Origin of the sequence: Lentzea sp. NEAU-D7 (assembly GCF_026242055.1) — a bacterium.
Lineage (GTDB): Bacteria > Actinomycetota > Actinomycetes > Mycobacteriales > Pseudonocardiaceae > Lentzea.
The window spans coordinates 108,452-123,947 of sequence record NZ_JAPJDL010000017.1 but is presented as its reverse complement, the minus strand read 5'-3'; the positions used below and the strand labels follow the sequence as shown (position 1 = coordinate 123,947).

Sequence of the window (15,496 nt, the reverse complement as noted above, 5' to 3'; positions counted from 1 at the left end):
CTCGCCGAGCGCGGCTGGGAGGGCCCGGCCACGAACGGAGACGGGCGCGGCCCCGGGGGGGCCGCGCCCTTCTGCGGTCCTAGGACGGCAGGCCGGAGCAGTCGTCGTCCAGAAGGCCGAGCGCCTTGCTCACGGAGTAGTCGTGCGGCCTGGCGTCGCAGGACACAGAGGACGCCCGCGACGACCAGGCCGACGCGAGCAGTCCCCTCAGACGTCCGCCCGTTCCAGGGCGGTCCGGGTCTGTCCGAACCGCCTTCCGGGTCACGTGCGCACGGTCTCCGTCAGTCCGGACAACGCGGCCGGCAACGGGTCGTGGTGCAGCACGCCGAGACGTTGCGTGGCACGGGTCAGCGCCACGTAGAGCTCCGCGGCGCCGCGCGGCCCACCGGCCAGGATCCGTTCCGGCGCGACGACGAGCACCGAGTCGTACTCCAGGCCCTTGGTCTCCGAGGCGGGCACCGTGCCGGGCACGCCGGGCGGCCCGATCACCACGCTCGTCCCCTCGAACTCCGCCTCCTGCTTGACGAACTCCTCGATGGCGACCGGCAGCTCCTCGGCGGTCACCTGCCGCGACCACGGCTGAACACCGTTGGCGCGCACCGAGTCGGGCGCCTTCACGTCCGGCGCGAACTCGGCGAGCACCTGGGCGGCGACGGCCATGATCTCCGCCGGCGTGCGGTAGTTGACCGTCAGCGACCGGTACTCCCAGCGCCCCGCCACGTACGGGTCGAGCATCTGGCCCCACGACGTGGCACCCGCCGACGAGCGACGCTGCGCCAGGTCGCCCACCACCGTGAAGGAACGGCCGGGGCAGCGGCGCATGAGCACGCGCCAGTCCATTTCGGACAGTTCCTGTGCCTCGTCCACCACCACGTGCCGGTAGGTCCAGGCGCGGTCGGCCAGGGCGCGCTCCGCGAGCGTGCGCTGGTCGTGGTCCTCGAAGCGCTCCGCCAGGTCCTCGGCGAACAGCATGTCCGAGGCGAAGAGGTGGTCCTCGTCGTCCATGTGGTCGAAGCGCCCGACCATGCTGTCGAGCACCTCGGCCGCGTACCGGGCCTCGGCCCGCCGTTCCGCCGCCGCGGCCTGGTCGACGGCCTGCTCGGTGCCGTCCTTGCCCAGCAGGTCGTACAGCTCGTCGAGCAACGGCACGTCCGAGACCGTCCACGGTTCGCCCTCGGCGCGCAGCAGCGACGGGTCGGCGCCCGCCGCCGCGAGTGCCTCCGGCGACGAGTACAGCCCGTCCAGCAGCTCGAACGGCGTCATGATCGGCCACAGGAAGTCCAGCGCCGCGATGAAGCTGTCGTCGTCGGCGAGGTCCTTGACCAGGCCGGACCGCATGTCCTCCCAGGCCTGCTTGTCCGACCGGGACATCCAGCCCTTCCCGATCCGGCCGATCGCCCGCTCGGTGAGGACGTACGTGATGATCTCGCGGAACACCGCGCGGGCCTCGTTGTGCGGCAGGCCGCTGTCGCGCGCCTCCTGCCGGGCCCACTCGGCGACGTCCGCGCCGATCTGGACGACGACGTCCTTCATGCCGATGGGGATCGGCTCCTCGGGAACGCGCTGCCGTGCCGCGACGGCCGCCTTCAGCACGTCGACCATCGCGCGCGATCCCTTGATCCGCGCGACGTCCGGCGCGTCCTCGGCGGTCGCGAGCAGACCCGGCAGGAGGCTGCCCGCGGTCGAGAACACGACGTCCGACTCGCCCAGCGACGGCAGCACGCGGCCGATGTGGTTGAGGAACGCCGGGTTCGGGCCGACGACGAGCACGCCGGACCGCTCCATGCGCTCCCGTTGCGTGTACATCAGGTACGCGACGCGATGCAGCGCCACGACCGTCTTGCCGGTGCCGGGACCGCCCTCGATCACCAGCACGCCGGGGTGGTCGAGCCGGATGATCGCGTCCTGTTCGGACTGGATGGTCGCGACGATGTCGCGCATGCCCTCGCCGCGCGGCGCGTTCAACGCCTCCAGCAGGGCGACGTCGCCCTGCTCCTCGCCGAGCTTGCCGAACACCTCGTCGGTGAAGCCGGTGACCGACCGGCGGCGGGTGAGGAACTGGCGGCGCCGGCGCATGCCCTCGGGCGTCGCCCCGGTGGCGGTGTAGAACGGCCGCGCCGCCGGTGCCCGCCAGTCGAGCAGCGCCGGCTCGAACTCGTTCTCCTCGTCGAACAGGCCGATGCGGCCGATGTAGGAGCGTTCGCCGTCGACGCTGTCCAGCCGGCCGAAGCACAGGCCGTAGTCCGCCACGTTCAGGCGCTTCATCTCGCGGTGCCGGGCGCGCACTTCGTTGTCGCGTTCCATCGTGGTCCCGCCGGTGCCACCCAGCGCTGACTGGTACGCGGCCTTCACGCGCGCGCGTTCCCCATCGAGCCGTGCGTAGAGATCTGCCACGTACTCACGCTCGGACTGCAGTTCTTCTTCGTAACCCACGTGCTCCCCAGTGCGCCTGTGTTCTGGCTGAGGCGATGAGTGTGAACGATGCACGGGGCCTTGTGGCAAGGCCCCCTGTCTGCTATACGGTTGAGTGGGAAGAATCGCACCCACGAGGAAACTCCGTGGTGTGGAAAATACCCGCTCTTCATGATGGCCGGATGACCGTGCCGTTTCGCTGGGACCTCGTGACGCCGGACCGGCTCGGGTCGCTGCTCGACGACGTCGCGGTGCCCGAGGTGGGCTACCTCGCCGAGCTGTGCCGGTGCGCGGGCAAGGTGCTCGCCCGCGGCGGCGACGGCGACCTGGTCTTCGTCGGTCGCTCGCTCGACTCGATGTTCGACCTGCTCGGCGGCGCCCTGGAGGGCACGGGCCACCGGCTCGCCCGGCTGCCGCTGTCGTTCCGGCGCCCCGAGGACCACACCCACCCGCAGGTCCTGCGGGCCCGGGAGATCCTCGCCGACCTCGGCATCACACCCGCGTCGCTGGCCCGCCGCACCCGGCCGGTGACGTTCGTCGACGTGGTGTCCTCCGGCCGGACGTTCCGGAGCCTCTTCACGCTGCTGGACGACTGGATCGCGGAGGAACGCGAGCCCTGGCCCGTGACCCGGCTCAAGATCCGGTTCGTCGGAGTGACGCGCAGGATGGCGACCAGTCCGAACACCGAGCGGTGGAAAGACCACGCCGACTGGCGGCGCAGGCTGCCCGCCGCGTCCGTCGTGAACGTCCCGCTAGACGCGATGACGTGGTCCCACTTCGCCAACTGGCAGCAGAAGCTGACGAGGTCGTTCCCGCCGCACAGGTGGGTCGGCGGTGCCGCCGGGACCGAGCGCGACGAGAGGACCCGCAAGGCGCTCGCCGAACCCTGGCTGCGCACGCTGCGCAGCCGCCTCGCCTAGACGGTGTGCTCCATGACCATCATCGCCGTCGTGCCCGGCTCCAGCGCCTTGCAGATGTGCGGCACGTCGCCGGGGTAGACGATGTAGTCGCCCGGCCCCAGCTCGACGGGGTCCTCGGCCAGGCCCGCGAGGCAGCGGCCGGTGGCCACGATCATGTGCTCGATGCTGCCCGGCACGTGGGGCAGCGACTCGCGGGCGCCGCCCGGTTCGAGGGCCAGCCAGTAGATGTCGTGCTTGGTGCCCGGACGGCAGGCGGCCAGGAGCGTCGCCGAGTAGTGCGCGCGTTCGGAGTGGATGACCGGACCCTCGCCCGCGCGGATCACCTGCACGCGCGGCACGGCCGGTTCGACCAGCTGGCTGAACGGGACGCCGAGCGCCACGCCCAGGGCCCACAGGGTCTCCACGCTGGGGTTTCCCGCGCCGGACTCCAGCTGGGAGAGCGTCGACTTCGCCACGCCCGCCTTCTTGGCGACCTCGGAGAGCGACATGCCGGTGCGATCGCGCTCCCGCCGGAGGTTGGCCGCGATGAGGTCGAGTGGTGCGTTCGACACAGAAGTCCATCCGTTCGTCTTGACGAACACCGATCCCAGGTGTTCATCTTAATGGGTGGTCCGTTCGATCTGGCGAACTCTTGATGCTGTGCTCCTGCGTGACGTGGCCGCGGTCGCACTCGGTGCCGCGGTGACTGGCGCCTCCTTCGGCGCCATCTCGGTCGGCTCCGGCCTGCCGTGGTGGATGCCGGTGCTGATGTCGCTGGTCATCTTCGCGGGCGGCTCGCAGTTCATGGCTGTGGGCATCGTCGCCGCTGGCGGCAGCCCCGCCGCCGCGGTTTTGGCTGGGCTCGTGCTCAACGCGCGGCACCTGCCGTTCGGGCTCGCGATCGGGGATGTGCTGGGCAAGAGCCCTCTCGCCCGGATCGTCGGCAGCCACCTGCTGATCGACGAGTCGACGGCCTTCGCGATGGCGCAGAAGGACCCCGCGAGAGCGCGTGCGGCTTACTGGGCGTGTGGCGTGGCGCTGTTCTTCAGCTGGAACACGGGCGTGCTCGTCGGTGCGCTCGTGGGGCAGGCGATCGGCGACCCGATGACGTTCGGGCTGGACGCGGCGTTCCCGGCGGCCCTGCTGGCGCTCACGCTGCCGGCGCTCAAGGACGCGGCGACGCGCAACGCGGCGCTCGTGGGTGCGGCGATCGCGCTCGCGACGACGCCGTTCCTGCCCGCCGGTGTGCCCGTGCTGCTCGCATTGGCCGGATTGTTCGCATTCCGCACCACCAAGAAGAAGGAAGAGCCGTGCCCGTCACAGCAGTCCTGATCCTGGCCGCCGGCACCTTCGCGATCCGGTTCGCCGGACCGTTGCTGCGCGACCGCGTGACGCTTCCGGAACGGGTGCGCGAACTCATGTCGGCGTCCGCGACGGTGTTGTTGCTCGCGCTCGTGGCCGTCTCGGCATTGACGAACGGCAAGCAGTTCGGCGGCTGGGCGCTCGCCGCCGGAGTCGCGGTCGGTGGTCTCGCGGCATGGCGGAAACTGCCTTTTGTCGCAGTGATCGTATTGGCTGCGGTGACCACCGCGGGATTGCGGTTCGCCGGCGTGGCCTAGTGCTTTCTCACGTGGGAGAAAAGCAGGTTCGTGTGCACCTCCGTCACCTCCCGCCGGCTCGTGAACTTGTCAAGCACGAGTCGCTGGAGATGACCGACATCGGAGACCGCGACGTGCACCAGGAAATCCTCCGGACCCGTCACGTGCGATAGCGCGAGCGTTTCGGGGAGCGACAGCACGTAAGCCATGAACGGGTCGACGATCTCCTTGGTGTGCGGGCGGATCTTCACCGCGAGCATCGCCTGCACGTGCTGCCCGATCGCGTTCGGGTCGATCTCGGCGTGGTAGCCGGTGATCACGCCGCGCTCCCGCAGCGCCCGGTGCCGGACCACCGCCGTCGACTGCGCCACGTTGACGCGTTCGGCCAGGTCCTTGTTCTGCAGCCGCGCGTCCTTCCGCAGCTCCCGCACGATGGCCTCGTCGATCGAATCCAGCACGGCTCTTCTCCGTTCCACCGAATCGCCTGCGGTGTTGTGCCCGCTCTGCCGAGGAAGTCTCCACCATTCGGGCCATGACGCGCATCGAGACCATCGCAGTGCACGGCGGCCGCGACGACCTCGCGGAGCTCGGCGTGCACGCTCCTCCCATCGACCTGTCCACCACCTACCCCGTGCCCGACCAGGCGCTCGGCGGGGAAGCGCTGGGTGAGTGGGCCACCGGTGCCGCGCGGGCGGCCTCGCCCGTCTACGCGCGGCTGCACAACCCGACCGTGGCCCGGTTCGAGCAGGCGCTCGCGGCTCTCGAGCACACCGAGACGTCCGTGGCGTTCGGCAGCGGCATGGCCGCGGTGACCGCCGTGGTCCAGGCCGCCTGCGTGATGGCGGGAAAACCGCACGTCGTAGCCGTGCGGCCGTTGTACGGCGGCACCGACCACCTGCTGTCGTCCGGTCTCCTGGGCGTCACGACGACCTACGTCGAAGCGGGCCTGGTGTCCTCCGCGATCCGGCCGGACACCGGGCTCGTGGTCGTCGAGACCCCGGCCAACCCCAACCTGGACCTCGTCGACATCGAGCACGTCGTGCGCCAGGCCGGCTCCGTGCCGGTGATGGTCGACAACACCTTCGCGACGCCGATCCTGCAGAACCCGGCACTGCACGGCGCCTCCTACGTGCTGCACTCCGGCACCAAGTACCTCGGCGGGCACGGCGACGTGCTCGGCGGCGTCGTGGCCTGCTCGGAGTCCCTCGCGGCGGCGTTGCGGCAGGTCAGGATCATCACGGGTGCCGTCCTGCACCCCCTGGGTGGATACCTGCTGCACCGCGGCCTCGCCACCCTGCCGTTGCGCGTCGAGGCGGCGTCCCGGTCGGCGGCGGTGCTGGCTTCGCGGCTGGCCTCGCATGACGCCGTGGAGTTCGTGCGCTATCCGTCCGCGTCACGGCAGATGCGCGGAACGGGCGCGATGATCGCGTTCGGCGTGCACGGCGATCCAGTCGAGGTCGTCCGCAGGCTGAAGCTCATCACGCCGGCCGTCTCGTTGGGCTCGGTGGACACCCTGATCGAGCACCCCTCGGCTTTGACCCACCGCCTGGTGCCCGGAGAAGAACTGCGTGCATCTGGCGTTCCGGACAATTTGCTGCGCATTTCCGTGGGACTCGAGCACGTCGAGGACATTTGGTCGGATCTGAACGCGGCACTCTGTGACGTCGCTTACGTTAAGTCTTCCCCAACTGATTTCTTGGTGATGACCGCCACTCGCTAGGGTTCGGCGAATCAGCGCGTCGGGGCGCGGGAGGTTCCGACGCGAGCATTTTTCCGTTTCGGAAGGAACCCCTCGTGAGTTCTGTGGAAACTGATGCGGACGGCTACACCAAGGCGTTGAGCAAGCGCCAGGTGCAGATGATCGCAATCGGTGGCGCGATCGGCGTCGGCCTTTTCCTGGGTGCGGGCGGACGCCTCGCCACGGCGGGGCCGTCGCTGATCCTGTCTTACGCGGTGTGCGGCCTCGCGGCGTTCTTCGTCATGCGCGCGCTGGGCGAGCTCGTGCTCCACCGGCCCGTTTCCGGCAGCTTCGTCGAGTACGCCCGCGAGTTCATCGGCCCGTGGGCCGGCTTCACCTCGGGCTGGCTGTACTGGCTGAACTGGGCCATGACGGGCATCGCCGAGATCACCGCCGTCGCGATCTACATGCACAAGTGGTTCCCGGACCTGCCGCAGTGGATCACCGCGCTGGTGGCGCTGTTCGTGCTCGTCGCGATCAACATGCTGTCCGTCAAGCTCTTCGGCGAGCTGGAGTTCTGGTTCTCGGTCATCAAGGTGACCGCGATCGTCGTCTTCCTGGTCGTGGGCACCGGCCTCGTCATCGGCAACGCGGACGTCGGCGGCACCACGGCGTCGGTCTCGAACACCCTGGGCCACGGCGGCCTGTTCCCGGCGGGCTTCGGCATCGCGCTGATGACGCTGCAGGCCGTGGTGTTCGCCTACTCGGCGATCGAGCTCGTCGGCATCGCCGCGGGCGAGACCAAGGACCCCGAGAAGATCATGCCGCGCGCCATCAACGGCGTGGTCTACCGCATCGCGATCTTCTACGTCGGTTCGGTGCTGCTGCTCACGATGCTGTTGCCGTGGGACCACTTCACCGGCACCGAGTCGCCGTTCGTGACCGTGTTCTCGGCGCTGGGCGTCCCGGTGGTCGGCGACATCATGAACGCCGTGGTGTTGACGGCCGCGTTGTCCTCGTGCAACTCGGGCCTGTACTCCACCGGCCGCATCCTGCGCTCGCTCGCGCAGAAGGGCGAGGCCCCGGCCCTCACCGCCAAGATGAACTCCCGGCACGTGCCCTACGGCGGCATCCTGTTCACCGGTGTCGCCTACCTGTTCGGCGTGGTGCTCAACTACACCGTGCCGAAGGAGGCCTTCGACATCGCGATCGCCGTCGCGTCGCTGGGTGTCGTGTCGACCTGGGCCACGTTGATCATCTGTCAGCTGCGCCTGCGCAAGAAGGCGCTGGCGGGCGAGATCACCCGGCCGTCCTACCGGATGCCCGGCGCGCCCTACACCTCGTACGGCACGCTGGCGTTCCTCGCGCTGGTGATCGGGCAGATGGCCTTCGCCGGCACCGCCGAGAAGATCGCGTTCTGGTCGATCCCGGTGGTCGCGTTGGTCCTGTTCCTCGGGTGGCGCTTCGTGAAGTCGCGTCAGCCGGCCGGGTCGGCACCGGAACGGCTGATCTCCGTCGACTGACCGGCGTCGCCCCGGAGGGCTGCGCGGCGAGGTCGTGGACCTCGAATATGCTGGTGAGCATGGTTGCTGCCCCACCCGTCATCGGCGTGCTAGCCCTCCAGGGCGACGTCCAGGAACACCTCGTGTCGCTCGCGAAGTGCGATGTCACCGCACGGCCCGTCCGCCGCGCCGAGGAGCTGGACGAGCTCGACGGCATCGTCATCCCCGGCGGCGAGTCGACGACCATGAGCAAGCTCCTGGTGAACTTCGAGCTGCTGGAGCCGCTGCGCGACAAGATCAAGGCCGGGTTCCCCGCCTACGGGTCGTGCGCGGGGATGATCCTGCTGGCCGAGAAGGTCCTGGACGGCCGGGAGGACCAGGAGCAGCTCGGCGGCCTGGCCGTCACGGTCCGGCGCAACGCCTTCGGCAGGCAGATCGACTCGTTCGAGACCGACCTCGACCTGGCCGGGGAGACGGTTCACGCCGTGTTCATCCGGGCACCTTGGGTGGAGGCGGTGAGCGGGGAGGTCGAGGTTCTCGCTACGGTGCCTGTTACGGCTGAGGCGGGAGACGCCGCCGGTAGGATCGTCGCGGTCAGGCAGGGCAACGTGCTGGCGACGGCGTTCCACCCGGAGCTCACGGGTGACGAGCGTGTTCACCGACTGTTCGTTGACATGGTTCGCGGTTCGACGGAGGAGAAATGAGCGGCCACTCCAAGTGGGCGACCACCAAGCACAAGAAGGCCGCTATTGACGCCAAGCGCGGCAAGCTCTTCGCGCGGCTGATCAAGAACATCGAGGTCGCGGCCCGCACGGGCGGTGGCGACCCCGACGGCAACCCGACGCTGTACGACGCGATCCAGAAGGCCCGCAAGAACTCGGTGCCGCTGGACAACATCGAGCGCGCCCGCAAGCGCGGCGGCGGCGAGGAAGCCGGCGGCGCCGACTGGCAGACGATCATGTACGAGGGCTACGGCCCCAACGGCGTCGCGGTGCTCATCGAGTGCCTCACGGACAACCGCAACCGCGCCGCCACCGAGGTCCGCACGGCCATGACCCGCAACGGCGGTTCGATGGCCGACCCGGGCTCGGTGTCGTACATGTTCAGCCGCAAGGGTGTCGTGATCGTGCCGAAGGCGGGCACGAACGAGGACGACGTCATGCTGGCCGTGCTGGAAGCCGGTGCCGAGGAGGTCAACGACCTGGGCGAGGCCTTCGAGGTCGTGTCCGAGGCGGGCGACCTGATCCCGGTGCGCAAGGCGCTGCAGGACGCGGGCATCGACTACGAGTCGGCCGAGTCGAGCTTCATGCCGTCGGTGTCGGTGCAGCTGGACGCCGAGGGCGCCAAGAAGATCTTCAAGCTGATCGACGCGCTGGAGGACTGCGACGACGTGCAGAACGTCTTCGCGAACTTCGACGTGTCGGACGAGGTCATGGCCGAGGTCGGCTGACCGTCAGCGACAGCACGAACGCCGGTCACGCAGCAGCGTGGCCGGCGTTTTCGCGTCATCGCGACCGAACGACCTCCAAGAACGCCGCCCAGGCTTCGGAGGAGAGGGTGATGTGCGTGGCCGGCGCCTTGCTGTCGCGGATGCCCACGCCGTGGCCCACCTCGACGCAGTTGTCGCCGTCGCCGCTGTAGCTGCTCTTGCGCCAGTCGGTCATTGGAGGCCCTCCAAGATGCTGTTGATCACCGCCCTCGATTCTTCCTCATCCAGGGCGACGGCAGCGAGGTCCTTCAGGATGTTCTCGTAGACCTCGACGGTGTCCTTGTCATCGAAGAACAGGCAGCACTTGACGCTCTCGACGTAGACGACCGGTGGGTACTTCGGGAACTTCATGAGCCGGAAGTCGCCTGAAACACCGGCGTGCATGCCGACTGATCTGGGGACGATCCGGATGCTGATGTAGTTCCGCACCGACAACCGCAGCAAGTGGGCGAGCTGTTCGCGCCACACCTCTTCGCCGCCGACAGGCAGCCACAGCGCCTGTTCGTGCACGTAGAAGGTGAAAGTCCTGTCGTAGTCGAGGATCTCCGTCCGGGCGGCCCTCGCGGCGACGGTCGCGGCGAGGTTCTCCGGCGAGACCGTCCGCGCCTTCGCGGTCACGGCGGCGATGTACTCGAAGATCTGGAGCAGGCCGGGGACGAGGATCATCGACCAAGCGATGATCTCGGTGGCTTCCTTCTCCTGGTTGATCAGCGTGCGGACCTGGTCCGGCACACCCTCGTCGGGCACCCGCAGGTAGACGCTTCCCTGTTCGCGGAACAGCTCGATGAGCCGTTCGCGTTCCTCTAGCGGTGTGCGGCAGTAGGCGAGCAGCTCGCGCACCTCGGGCTCGTTCACTCCGCCCTTGCCGGCGAGCATGTCGGACAACTTCGCCTCTTGCCAGCCGAGCGCCTCGGCGAGCTGGCGCTGGGTCAGGCCGGTGCTCTCGACGGAGGCCCGGACGCCGTTGCCGAACTCGCGGCCCACCACGCTGGACGATCTCTTGGGCATGGACGGACGGTAGGGGCGAAGACCGCGAAAGCTCTATCGTTTCGCGCCAAATCTGCCTGAAGGTGGGAGCGTTGGAACAGCTCCAAGCAGGCATAAGGCGCCGGAGAGGTGCCGTAGGCTGGGTGCCGTGCTTTCCGACGAAGACATCGAGCTGCGCGCCCGCCTGCTCTCCGCGGCTGACCGGTTCGGCCACATCAACATCGTCGTGAACCCGGACGCCGAGGGGCCGGGCTACGTGTTCTCGGTGGGGGCCTGGCGGCGGTTCGGCGTGGCCGAGGCGGTGGTGATCGGGCTGCCGCAGGGCATGGGCGAGATGCTGATCAACCTGTACGTCAAGCGGGCCAGCGAGGGCGAGCGGTTCCTGCCCGGCAAGCTCTACGACGACTTCTTCGAAGGGGTGCCCGTCGCGTTCGAGCGGGTCTACAAGGGCTTCTACCCCGAGTTCTTCGGGAGCGCGTACCTGCTCTACGACGGGTCGGACTTCGCGGCGCTGCAGATCATCGTGCCGACGCCGCAGGGGCAGTGGCCGTGGCAGCCGGACGCGCCGGAGGGGTTCCACGACCACCAGATCATCCTCACCGAGAGCGGCCTGCCGGAGAGCTGGACGCCGGGGGTCACCGGGCCGTGAACGTCCACATCGGACCGTTGACGCGCGGGCACGCCGGTGAGGTCATGACGATCCAGCGCGCCGCGTACCTCGCGGAGGCCAGGCGGTACGGGGCGTGGGACCTGCCGCCGCTCGTCGAGACGCTCGGCGAGATCCGGCGCCACCTCGGGGACGGCACGCCGGCGTTCGGCGCGTTCGACGGGGCGCGGCTCGTCGGGTCGGTGCGCAGCCGGCTCGACGGCGAGCGCATGGAGGTCGCCCGGCTGGCCGTCGCGCCGGACGTGCAGGGCGGCGGAGTCGGGCGCAGGCTCCTGGAGGCGATCAGCGGGCGGGCGCCCGCGGACGTGCGGGTCGTCTGGCTGTTCACCGGCGCCGAGAGCGACGGGAACATCAGGTTCTACGAGAGCGCCGGGTTCGTCCGGGTCAGCGAGCACCTCGACGCCGTCGGCATCAGGTGCGTCACCCTGGAGCAGAAGGTCGTCTGACGGAGACCGAACCGTTGTCCGGAGGTCGTTGTCCGCTTTCCGCGCGCCGACACCGGACAACGATCCACCTGTAGAAATGCGGTGCGGTCGACGGTCCGGGGGGATCCGGCGACCGCAGTCGGGGGAGGAGCGCCCCGCACCGCGGGAGGTACAGGGGGATGCGGTGCGGGGCGCTTCGGACAGCTAAGGCTTGCGTCCGAGGAGCCCGATCAGTCGTGTCTGGTCGTCCGCGTCCGGTGCCACCGGAACAGGTGAGTCGAACATCGACGACTCGCCCCACTCGTCGATGTTGCGCTCGACGTAGGCCAGCACCGCCGAGGCGAGATCGGGATCGATGCGTTCGTCGGCACCGATCGAGCGCGCCAGGTCCCACGCGTGGACCGCGAGATCCGTGGTCATCTGCCAGCAGTACTCCTCGGCGTCCAGCTTCCCCGACGACAGGGTCACCGGTTTGGCCAGCGCGAACGGCCCGAGCCACGCCTCGCGCGCCGCCGCGGCCGCCACGACCCAGGACACGAGCGGGTCGTCGCCCAGGTTGTCGTGGTCGAACCTGTCGCCGACCTGCGCCGCCGTGCAGCCGGCCAGCAGTTCGGGCGCCCAGAGCTGCTCGTGGACGAGATGACCGACGAGATCTCTGACCGACCACTCCCGGCAGGGGGTGCCGAGCGACCACTGGTCCGGTGCGATCTGCCGGACCCGCCGGTCGAACTCCGTCATCGCCACGCCGTGCGCCTGGATCAAGTCCATCCCAGCAGTGCATCAAATCTCGGCCAAGTGCGCACCCCGGCGTGAGAGTTGGGCCACTTGGACGCAACCCCGATTACAAACCGTACGCGCGTTCGGCGTAATCTCGACCAGATCCGCCGTGACAGAAGTTGACACGAGAGGACGATGACGTGAGCGCTCCTAGCGCCAGCATCTCCGCGCAGGACAAGGGATTCTTCGGGCACCCCCGGGGCCTGTCCACGCTGTTCTTCACCGAACTCTGGGAACGGTTCTCGTTCTACGGGATGAAGGCCATCCTCGGCCTCTACCTGTGGACAGCCGTGTCCGAGGGAGGTCTTGGCGTCGACAAGGCGCTCGCCCTGTCGGTCGTGGCCATCTACGGCACCGCGGTCTACATGTCCGGTGTCGCGGGCGGCTGGCTGGCCGACCGCGTCTGGGGCGGCCAGCGCTCGGTGTTCTACGGCGGCATCCTGATCATGCTCGGCCACATCTCGCTGGCCCTGCCGATCGGCCTCACGGGCGTCTACGCCGGCCTGATCCTCATCGTGCTCGGCACAGGCCTGCTCAAGCCGAACATCTCGACCGTCGTCGGCGGCCTCTACGAGCAGCACGACACCCGTCGCGACGCGGGCTTCACGATCTTCTACATGGCCATCAACATCGGTGGCTTCATCTCGCCGCTGATCACCGGCGCGCTCGCGGACGGCCTCGGCTTCCACTGGGGCTTCAGCGTGGCCGCGGTCGGCATGGCGCTCGGCCTGGTCCAGTACCGGTTCGGCCGCAAGAACCTGCGCGGCTCGGCCGCCGTGGCGCCGAACCCGTTGCCCGCGCAGGAGAAGGGCCGCATCTACGGCCTGATCGGCCTCATCGCCGCGGCCATCGTCGCGCTGGGCGTGCTGGCGTTCTTCCTCGGCGGTGTCGAGGGCGTCATCCTGATGATCAGCATCATGTCCGTCGTGCTGCCGATCGGCTACTTCACCGTCATGCTGCGCAGCAAGAAGACGCTGCCGCACGAGCGCCCGCGGGTCGTCGCCTACATCCCGCTGTTCGTCGCGGCGGCGATGTTCTGGCTGATCTTCGAGCAGAGCGCGTCGGTCATCGCGGAGTTCGCCGACTCGAACGTCGACAACCACGTGTTCGGCTGGGAGTTCCCGGTCGCCTGGTTCCAGTCGATCAACCCGATCATGATCATCGTGCTGGCGCCCGTGTTCGCGCTGCTGTGGGTGAAGCTCGCGAACCGCGCGCCGTCCACGCCGCGCAAGTTCGCGGGCGCGCTGGTGCTCGTCGGCCTGTCGTTCGTGCTCATGTACTTCGCGAGCAACTCGGCCGCGGACGGCAAGGTGACGCCGCTCTGGCTCGTGGTGATGTTCCTGATCATGACCGCCGGTGAGCTCATGCTCTCGCCGGTCGGCCTGTCGGTCACGACGAAGCTGGCGCCCAAGGCGTTCGCCTCGCAGACGATGGGCCTGTGGTTCCTGGCCAGCTCGGCCGGCAGCGGTGTGGCGGCGCAGCTCGTGAAGTTCTACACGACGAGCCCGTCGGCGTACTTCCTCACGCTGGGCGGCGCCGCGGTCGTCCTCGGCGCGGGCCTGGCCGTGGCGGCACCGGCGATCAAGAAACTGATGTCCGGCGTCGAGTAAGGCCTGACCAAAGGCGAGAGGGAGGCCCGTCGCGGCGGCGGTGCGGCGGGTCTCCCTCTCACTTCTAAGAATGCACTACGCAGATGTGTCATTGGGGCACGAACATTGCTCCAGCCGGGTGAAGTCGAGCACTCGCCGCAACGAAACTAGCCCCAGGTCAGCACTACTTCACCGTCAGTGATCGACTGGTCTCGTTGGCCCGCACCGGAAGTCGCAACGCGCCGCGGATGAGCTTCGAGCGCCTGCGCGTCACCGGGCCGTCCGCCGCCAGGTTCGGGAAGCGCTTGAAGAGCTCGTGCAACGCCAGCGAGCCTTCGATGCGGCTCAGGCCGGCGCCGATGCAGTAGTGGATGCCCGCGCTGAACGCGAGGTGCTCGCGCGCGTTGGACCGCGTCGGGTCGAACCTCTGCGGGTCGGAGAACACCCGAGGGTCGCGGTTCGCGGCCGCCAGCATCAGCATCACCGGCATGCCCTTCGGCAGCGACACCCCGGCCAGTTCGAGGCGTTCCCCCGGCCAGCGGATCGTGTACTGCACGGGCGGGTCGAGCCGCAGCACCTCCTCGACGAACCCCTCGGCGTACTCGGGGCTCTGCGCCAGCGGTGCCACGGTGTGCGGGTTCTCGAACGCCTTCAGCACGCCGTTGCTGATCAGGTTGACCGTCGTCTCGAAGCCCGCGAAGAGCAACAACCCCGTGGTGGCAACGAGATCCTCGCGGCTGAGGTCCTCGTGCCGCGTCACCAGGTGGCTGACGATGTCGTCCTGGGGGTCGCGGCGCCGTTCCTCGATCAGGACGTCGATGAAGTCGTTGTACTCGACGATCGTGGCGTGCAGGTTCTTGAGCTGCTGGTGCGACCACACCCCGTCGAGCGTCTCCGCGAGGGCGCTGCCCCAGCGGGCGAAGACGTCCTTGTGGTCGTCGGGCACGCCCAGCAGGTCGGCGATGACCTGGATCGGCACCTGCGAGGCGAACTCGGTGACCACGTCGAACCGGTCGCCCAGCCGGTCGAGGTGGTCGGTCACGATCTTCTGGATGGACGCCGTGCGGTCCTTCAGCGCCCGTGGCGTGAAGAACGGCTGCACGAGCTTGCGCAGCCTCGTGTGGTCGGGCGGGTTCTTCATCAGGAACGAGTCCTGCACCGGGTTGACGATCTTCTCGCCGTCCTTGACCAACGTGATCGGCACCATCGACGCCTCGTCGAAGGTCGCGGTGACGAACCTGTTGTCGCGCAGCACCGAGTCGCAGATCTCGCGGCTCGGCGTGACGTAGGCACCCATGCGGCTGCGCACCATGTCGCCCTTGGCGCGCACCTTCTCGTACATCGCGTACGGGTCGCGGTCCGGCGGCGATGCCATGACACCCGCGTACGGGTCACCGATCAGGGCGTAGCCGCGGACGAGCGTGCGCAGCGCGAAGAACTGGGCGGCGGTCTTCAGCGTGGACATGTGTCCAC

General features: G+C 68.9%; 18 protein-coding genes. 10 read left to right on the top strand and 8 right to left on the bottom strand.

Annotation, left to right across the window (positions count from 1 at the left end; genetic code table 11):
- Positions 1 to 79 precede the first annotated feature (79 nt).
- Together ORI60_RS30150 and helR are read right to left on the bottom strand one after the other, a co-directional pair.
- Entirely contained in the window at positions 80 to 265 is a 186-nt protein-coding gene (locus ORI60_RS30150; RefSeq protein ID WP_266041382.1) for a hypothetical protein, read from the bottom strand.
- Positions 262 to 2,433: an RNA polymerase recycling motor ATPase HelR gene (gene helR / locus ORI60_RS30145; protein WP_266041381.1), complete on the bottom strand. Its 2,172-nt coding sequence runs from the start codon at positions 2,431 to 2,433 to the stop codon at positions 262 to 264. Before helR ends, ORI60_RS30150 begins: the two co-directional genes overlap by 4 nt.
- 161 nt (positions 2,434 to 2,594) lie before the next feature.
- On the opposite strand from helR, the gene ORI60_RS30140 reads away from it, so the two are divergent.
- Positions 2,595 to 3,332, top strand: coding sequence for a hypothetical protein (locus ORI60_RS30140; protein ID WP_266041380.1), 738 nt, complete (start codon positions 2,595 to 2,597; stop codon positions 3,330 to 3,332).
- Here the strand turns inward: ORI60_RS30140 and ORI60_RS30135 are convergent.
- Positions 3,329 to 3,883: a helix-turn-helix domain-containing protein gene (locus tag ORI60_RS30135; protein ID WP_030478059.1), complete on the bottom strand. Its 555-nt coding sequence runs from the start codon at positions 3,881 to 3,883 to the stop codon at positions 3,329 to 3,331. The genes ORI60_RS30140 and ORI60_RS30135 overlap by 4 nt on opposite strands.
- 88 nt (positions 3,884 to 3,971) lie before the next feature.
- Here ORI60_RS30135 and ORI60_RS30130 point away from each other — a divergent pair, with 88 nt between their 5' ends.
- Together ORI60_RS30130 and ORI60_RS30125 are read left to right on the top strand one after the other, a co-directional pair.
- Positions 3,972 to 4,643, top strand: a complete 672-nt coding sequence (locus tag ORI60_RS30130; protein ID WP_266041379.1) for an AzlC family ABC transporter permease — start codon at positions 3,972 to 3,974, stop codon at positions 4,641 to 4,643.
- Entirely contained in the window at positions 4,622 to 4,930 is a 309-nt protein-coding gene (locus tag ORI60_RS30125) for an AzlD domain-containing protein (RefSeq protein ID WP_266041378.1), read from the top strand. The genes ORI60_RS30130 and ORI60_RS30125 overlap by 22 nt, the downstream gene beginning before the upstream one ends.
- Here ORI60_RS30125 and ORI60_RS30120 read toward each other — a convergent pair.
- Positions 4,927 to 5,367: an Lrp/AsnC family transcriptional regulator gene (locus ORI60_RS30120; protein WP_086667810.1), complete on the bottom strand. Its 441-nt coding sequence runs from the start codon at positions 5,365 to 5,367 to the stop codon at positions 4,927 to 4,929. The genes ORI60_RS30125 and ORI60_RS30120 overlap by 4 nt on opposite strands.
- 74 nt (positions 5,368 to 5,441) lie before the next feature.
- On the opposite strand from ORI60_RS30120, the gene ORI60_RS30115 reads away from it, so the two are divergent.
- From ORI60_RS30115 to ORI60_RS30100, 4 genes are all read left to right on the top strand, one after another.
- Positions 5,442 to 6,629, top strand: a complete 1,188-nt coding sequence (locus ORI60_RS30115) for a trans-sulfuration enzyme family protein (RefSeq protein WP_266041377.1) — start codon at positions 5,442 to 5,444, stop codon at positions 6,627 to 6,629.
- Positions 6,630 to 6,766: 137 nt separating this feature from the next.
- Positions 6,767 to 8,110 (top strand): amino acid permease, encoded by a 1,344-nt coding sequence (locus ORI60_RS30110; protein WP_416234518.1) that lies wholly within the window; start codon positions 6,767 to 6,769, stop codon positions 8,108 to 8,110.
- A gap of 59 nt (positions 8,111 to 8,169) precedes the next feature.
- Positions 8,170 to 8,793: a pyridoxal 5'-phosphate synthase glutaminase subunit PdxT gene (gene pdxT / locus ORI60_RS30105; RefSeq protein WP_266041375.1), complete on the top strand. Its 624-nt coding sequence runs from the start codon at positions 8,170 to 8,172 to the stop codon at positions 8,791 to 8,793.
- Positions 8,790 to 9,539, top strand: coding sequence for a YebC/PmpR family DNA-binding transcriptional regulator (locus tag ORI60_RS30100; RefSeq protein WP_266041374.1), 750 nt, complete (start codon positions 8,790 to 8,792; stop codon positions 9,537 to 9,539). Before pdxT ends, ORI60_RS30100 begins: the two co-directional genes overlap by 4 nt.
- A gap of 55 nt (positions 9,540 to 9,594) precedes the next feature.
- On the opposite strand, the gene ORI60_RS30095 is transcribed toward ORI60_RS30100, so the two are convergent.
- Both ORI60_RS30095 and ORI60_RS30090 read right to left on the bottom strand, forming a co-directional pair.
- Positions 9,595 to 9,753 carry a DUF397 domain-containing protein gene (locus tag ORI60_RS30095; protein WP_266041373.1) on the bottom strand — a complete coding sequence of 53 codons (159 nt, stop codon included), beginning with the start codon at positions 9,751 to 9,753 and terminating at the stop codon, positions 9,595 to 9,597.
- The gene (locus ORI60_RS30090) at positions 9,750 to 10,586 is read right to left on the bottom strand and encodes a helix-turn-helix domain-containing protein (RefSeq protein WP_266041372.1); all 837 of its coding nucleotides are present in this window, start codon (positions 10,584 to 10,586) and stop codon (positions 9,750 to 9,752) included. Before ORI60_RS30090 ends, ORI60_RS30095 begins: the two co-directional genes overlap by 4 nt.
- A 127-nt stretch (positions 10,587 to 10,713) precedes the next feature.
- On the opposite strand from ORI60_RS30090, the gene ORI60_RS30085 reads away from it, so the two are divergent.
- Positions 10,714 to 11,214: a DUF4262 domain-containing protein gene (locus tag ORI60_RS30085; RefSeq protein WP_266041371.1), complete on the top strand. Its 501-nt coding sequence runs from the start codon at positions 10,714 to 10,716 to the stop codon at positions 11,212 to 11,214.
- Entirely contained in the window at positions 11,211 to 11,678 is a 468-nt protein-coding gene (locus tag ORI60_RS30080; protein ID WP_266041370.1) for a GNAT family N-acetyltransferase, read from the top strand. The genes ORI60_RS30085 and ORI60_RS30080 overlap by 4 nt, the downstream gene beginning before the upstream one ends.
- A gap of 183 nt (positions 11,679 to 11,861) precedes the next feature.
- Here the strand turns inward: ORI60_RS30080 and ORI60_RS30075 are convergent, their stop codons facing one another.
- Positions 11,862 to 12,425 (bottom strand): TIGR03086 family metal-binding protein, encoded by a 564-nt coding sequence (locus tag ORI60_RS30075; RefSeq protein ID WP_266041369.1) that lies wholly within the window; start codon positions 12,423 to 12,425, stop codon positions 11,862 to 11,864.
- Between the two features lie 149 nt (positions 12,426 to 12,574).
- On the opposite strand from ORI60_RS30075, the gene ORI60_RS30070 reads away from it, so the two are divergent.
- Entirely contained in the window at positions 12,575 to 14,044 is a 1,470-nt protein-coding gene (locus ORI60_RS30070; protein ID WP_266041368.1) for a peptide MFS transporter, read from the top strand.
- Positions 14,045 to 14,207: 163 nt separating this feature from the next.
- On the opposite strand, the gene ORI60_RS30065 is transcribed toward ORI60_RS30070, so the two are convergent.
- A complete protein-coding gene (locus ORI60_RS30065) occupies positions 14,208 to 15,488 on the bottom strand; it encodes a cytochrome P450 (protein WP_266041367.1) in 1,281 nt (426 codons plus the stop codon).
- Positions 15,489 to 15,496 lie beyond the last annotated feature (8 nt).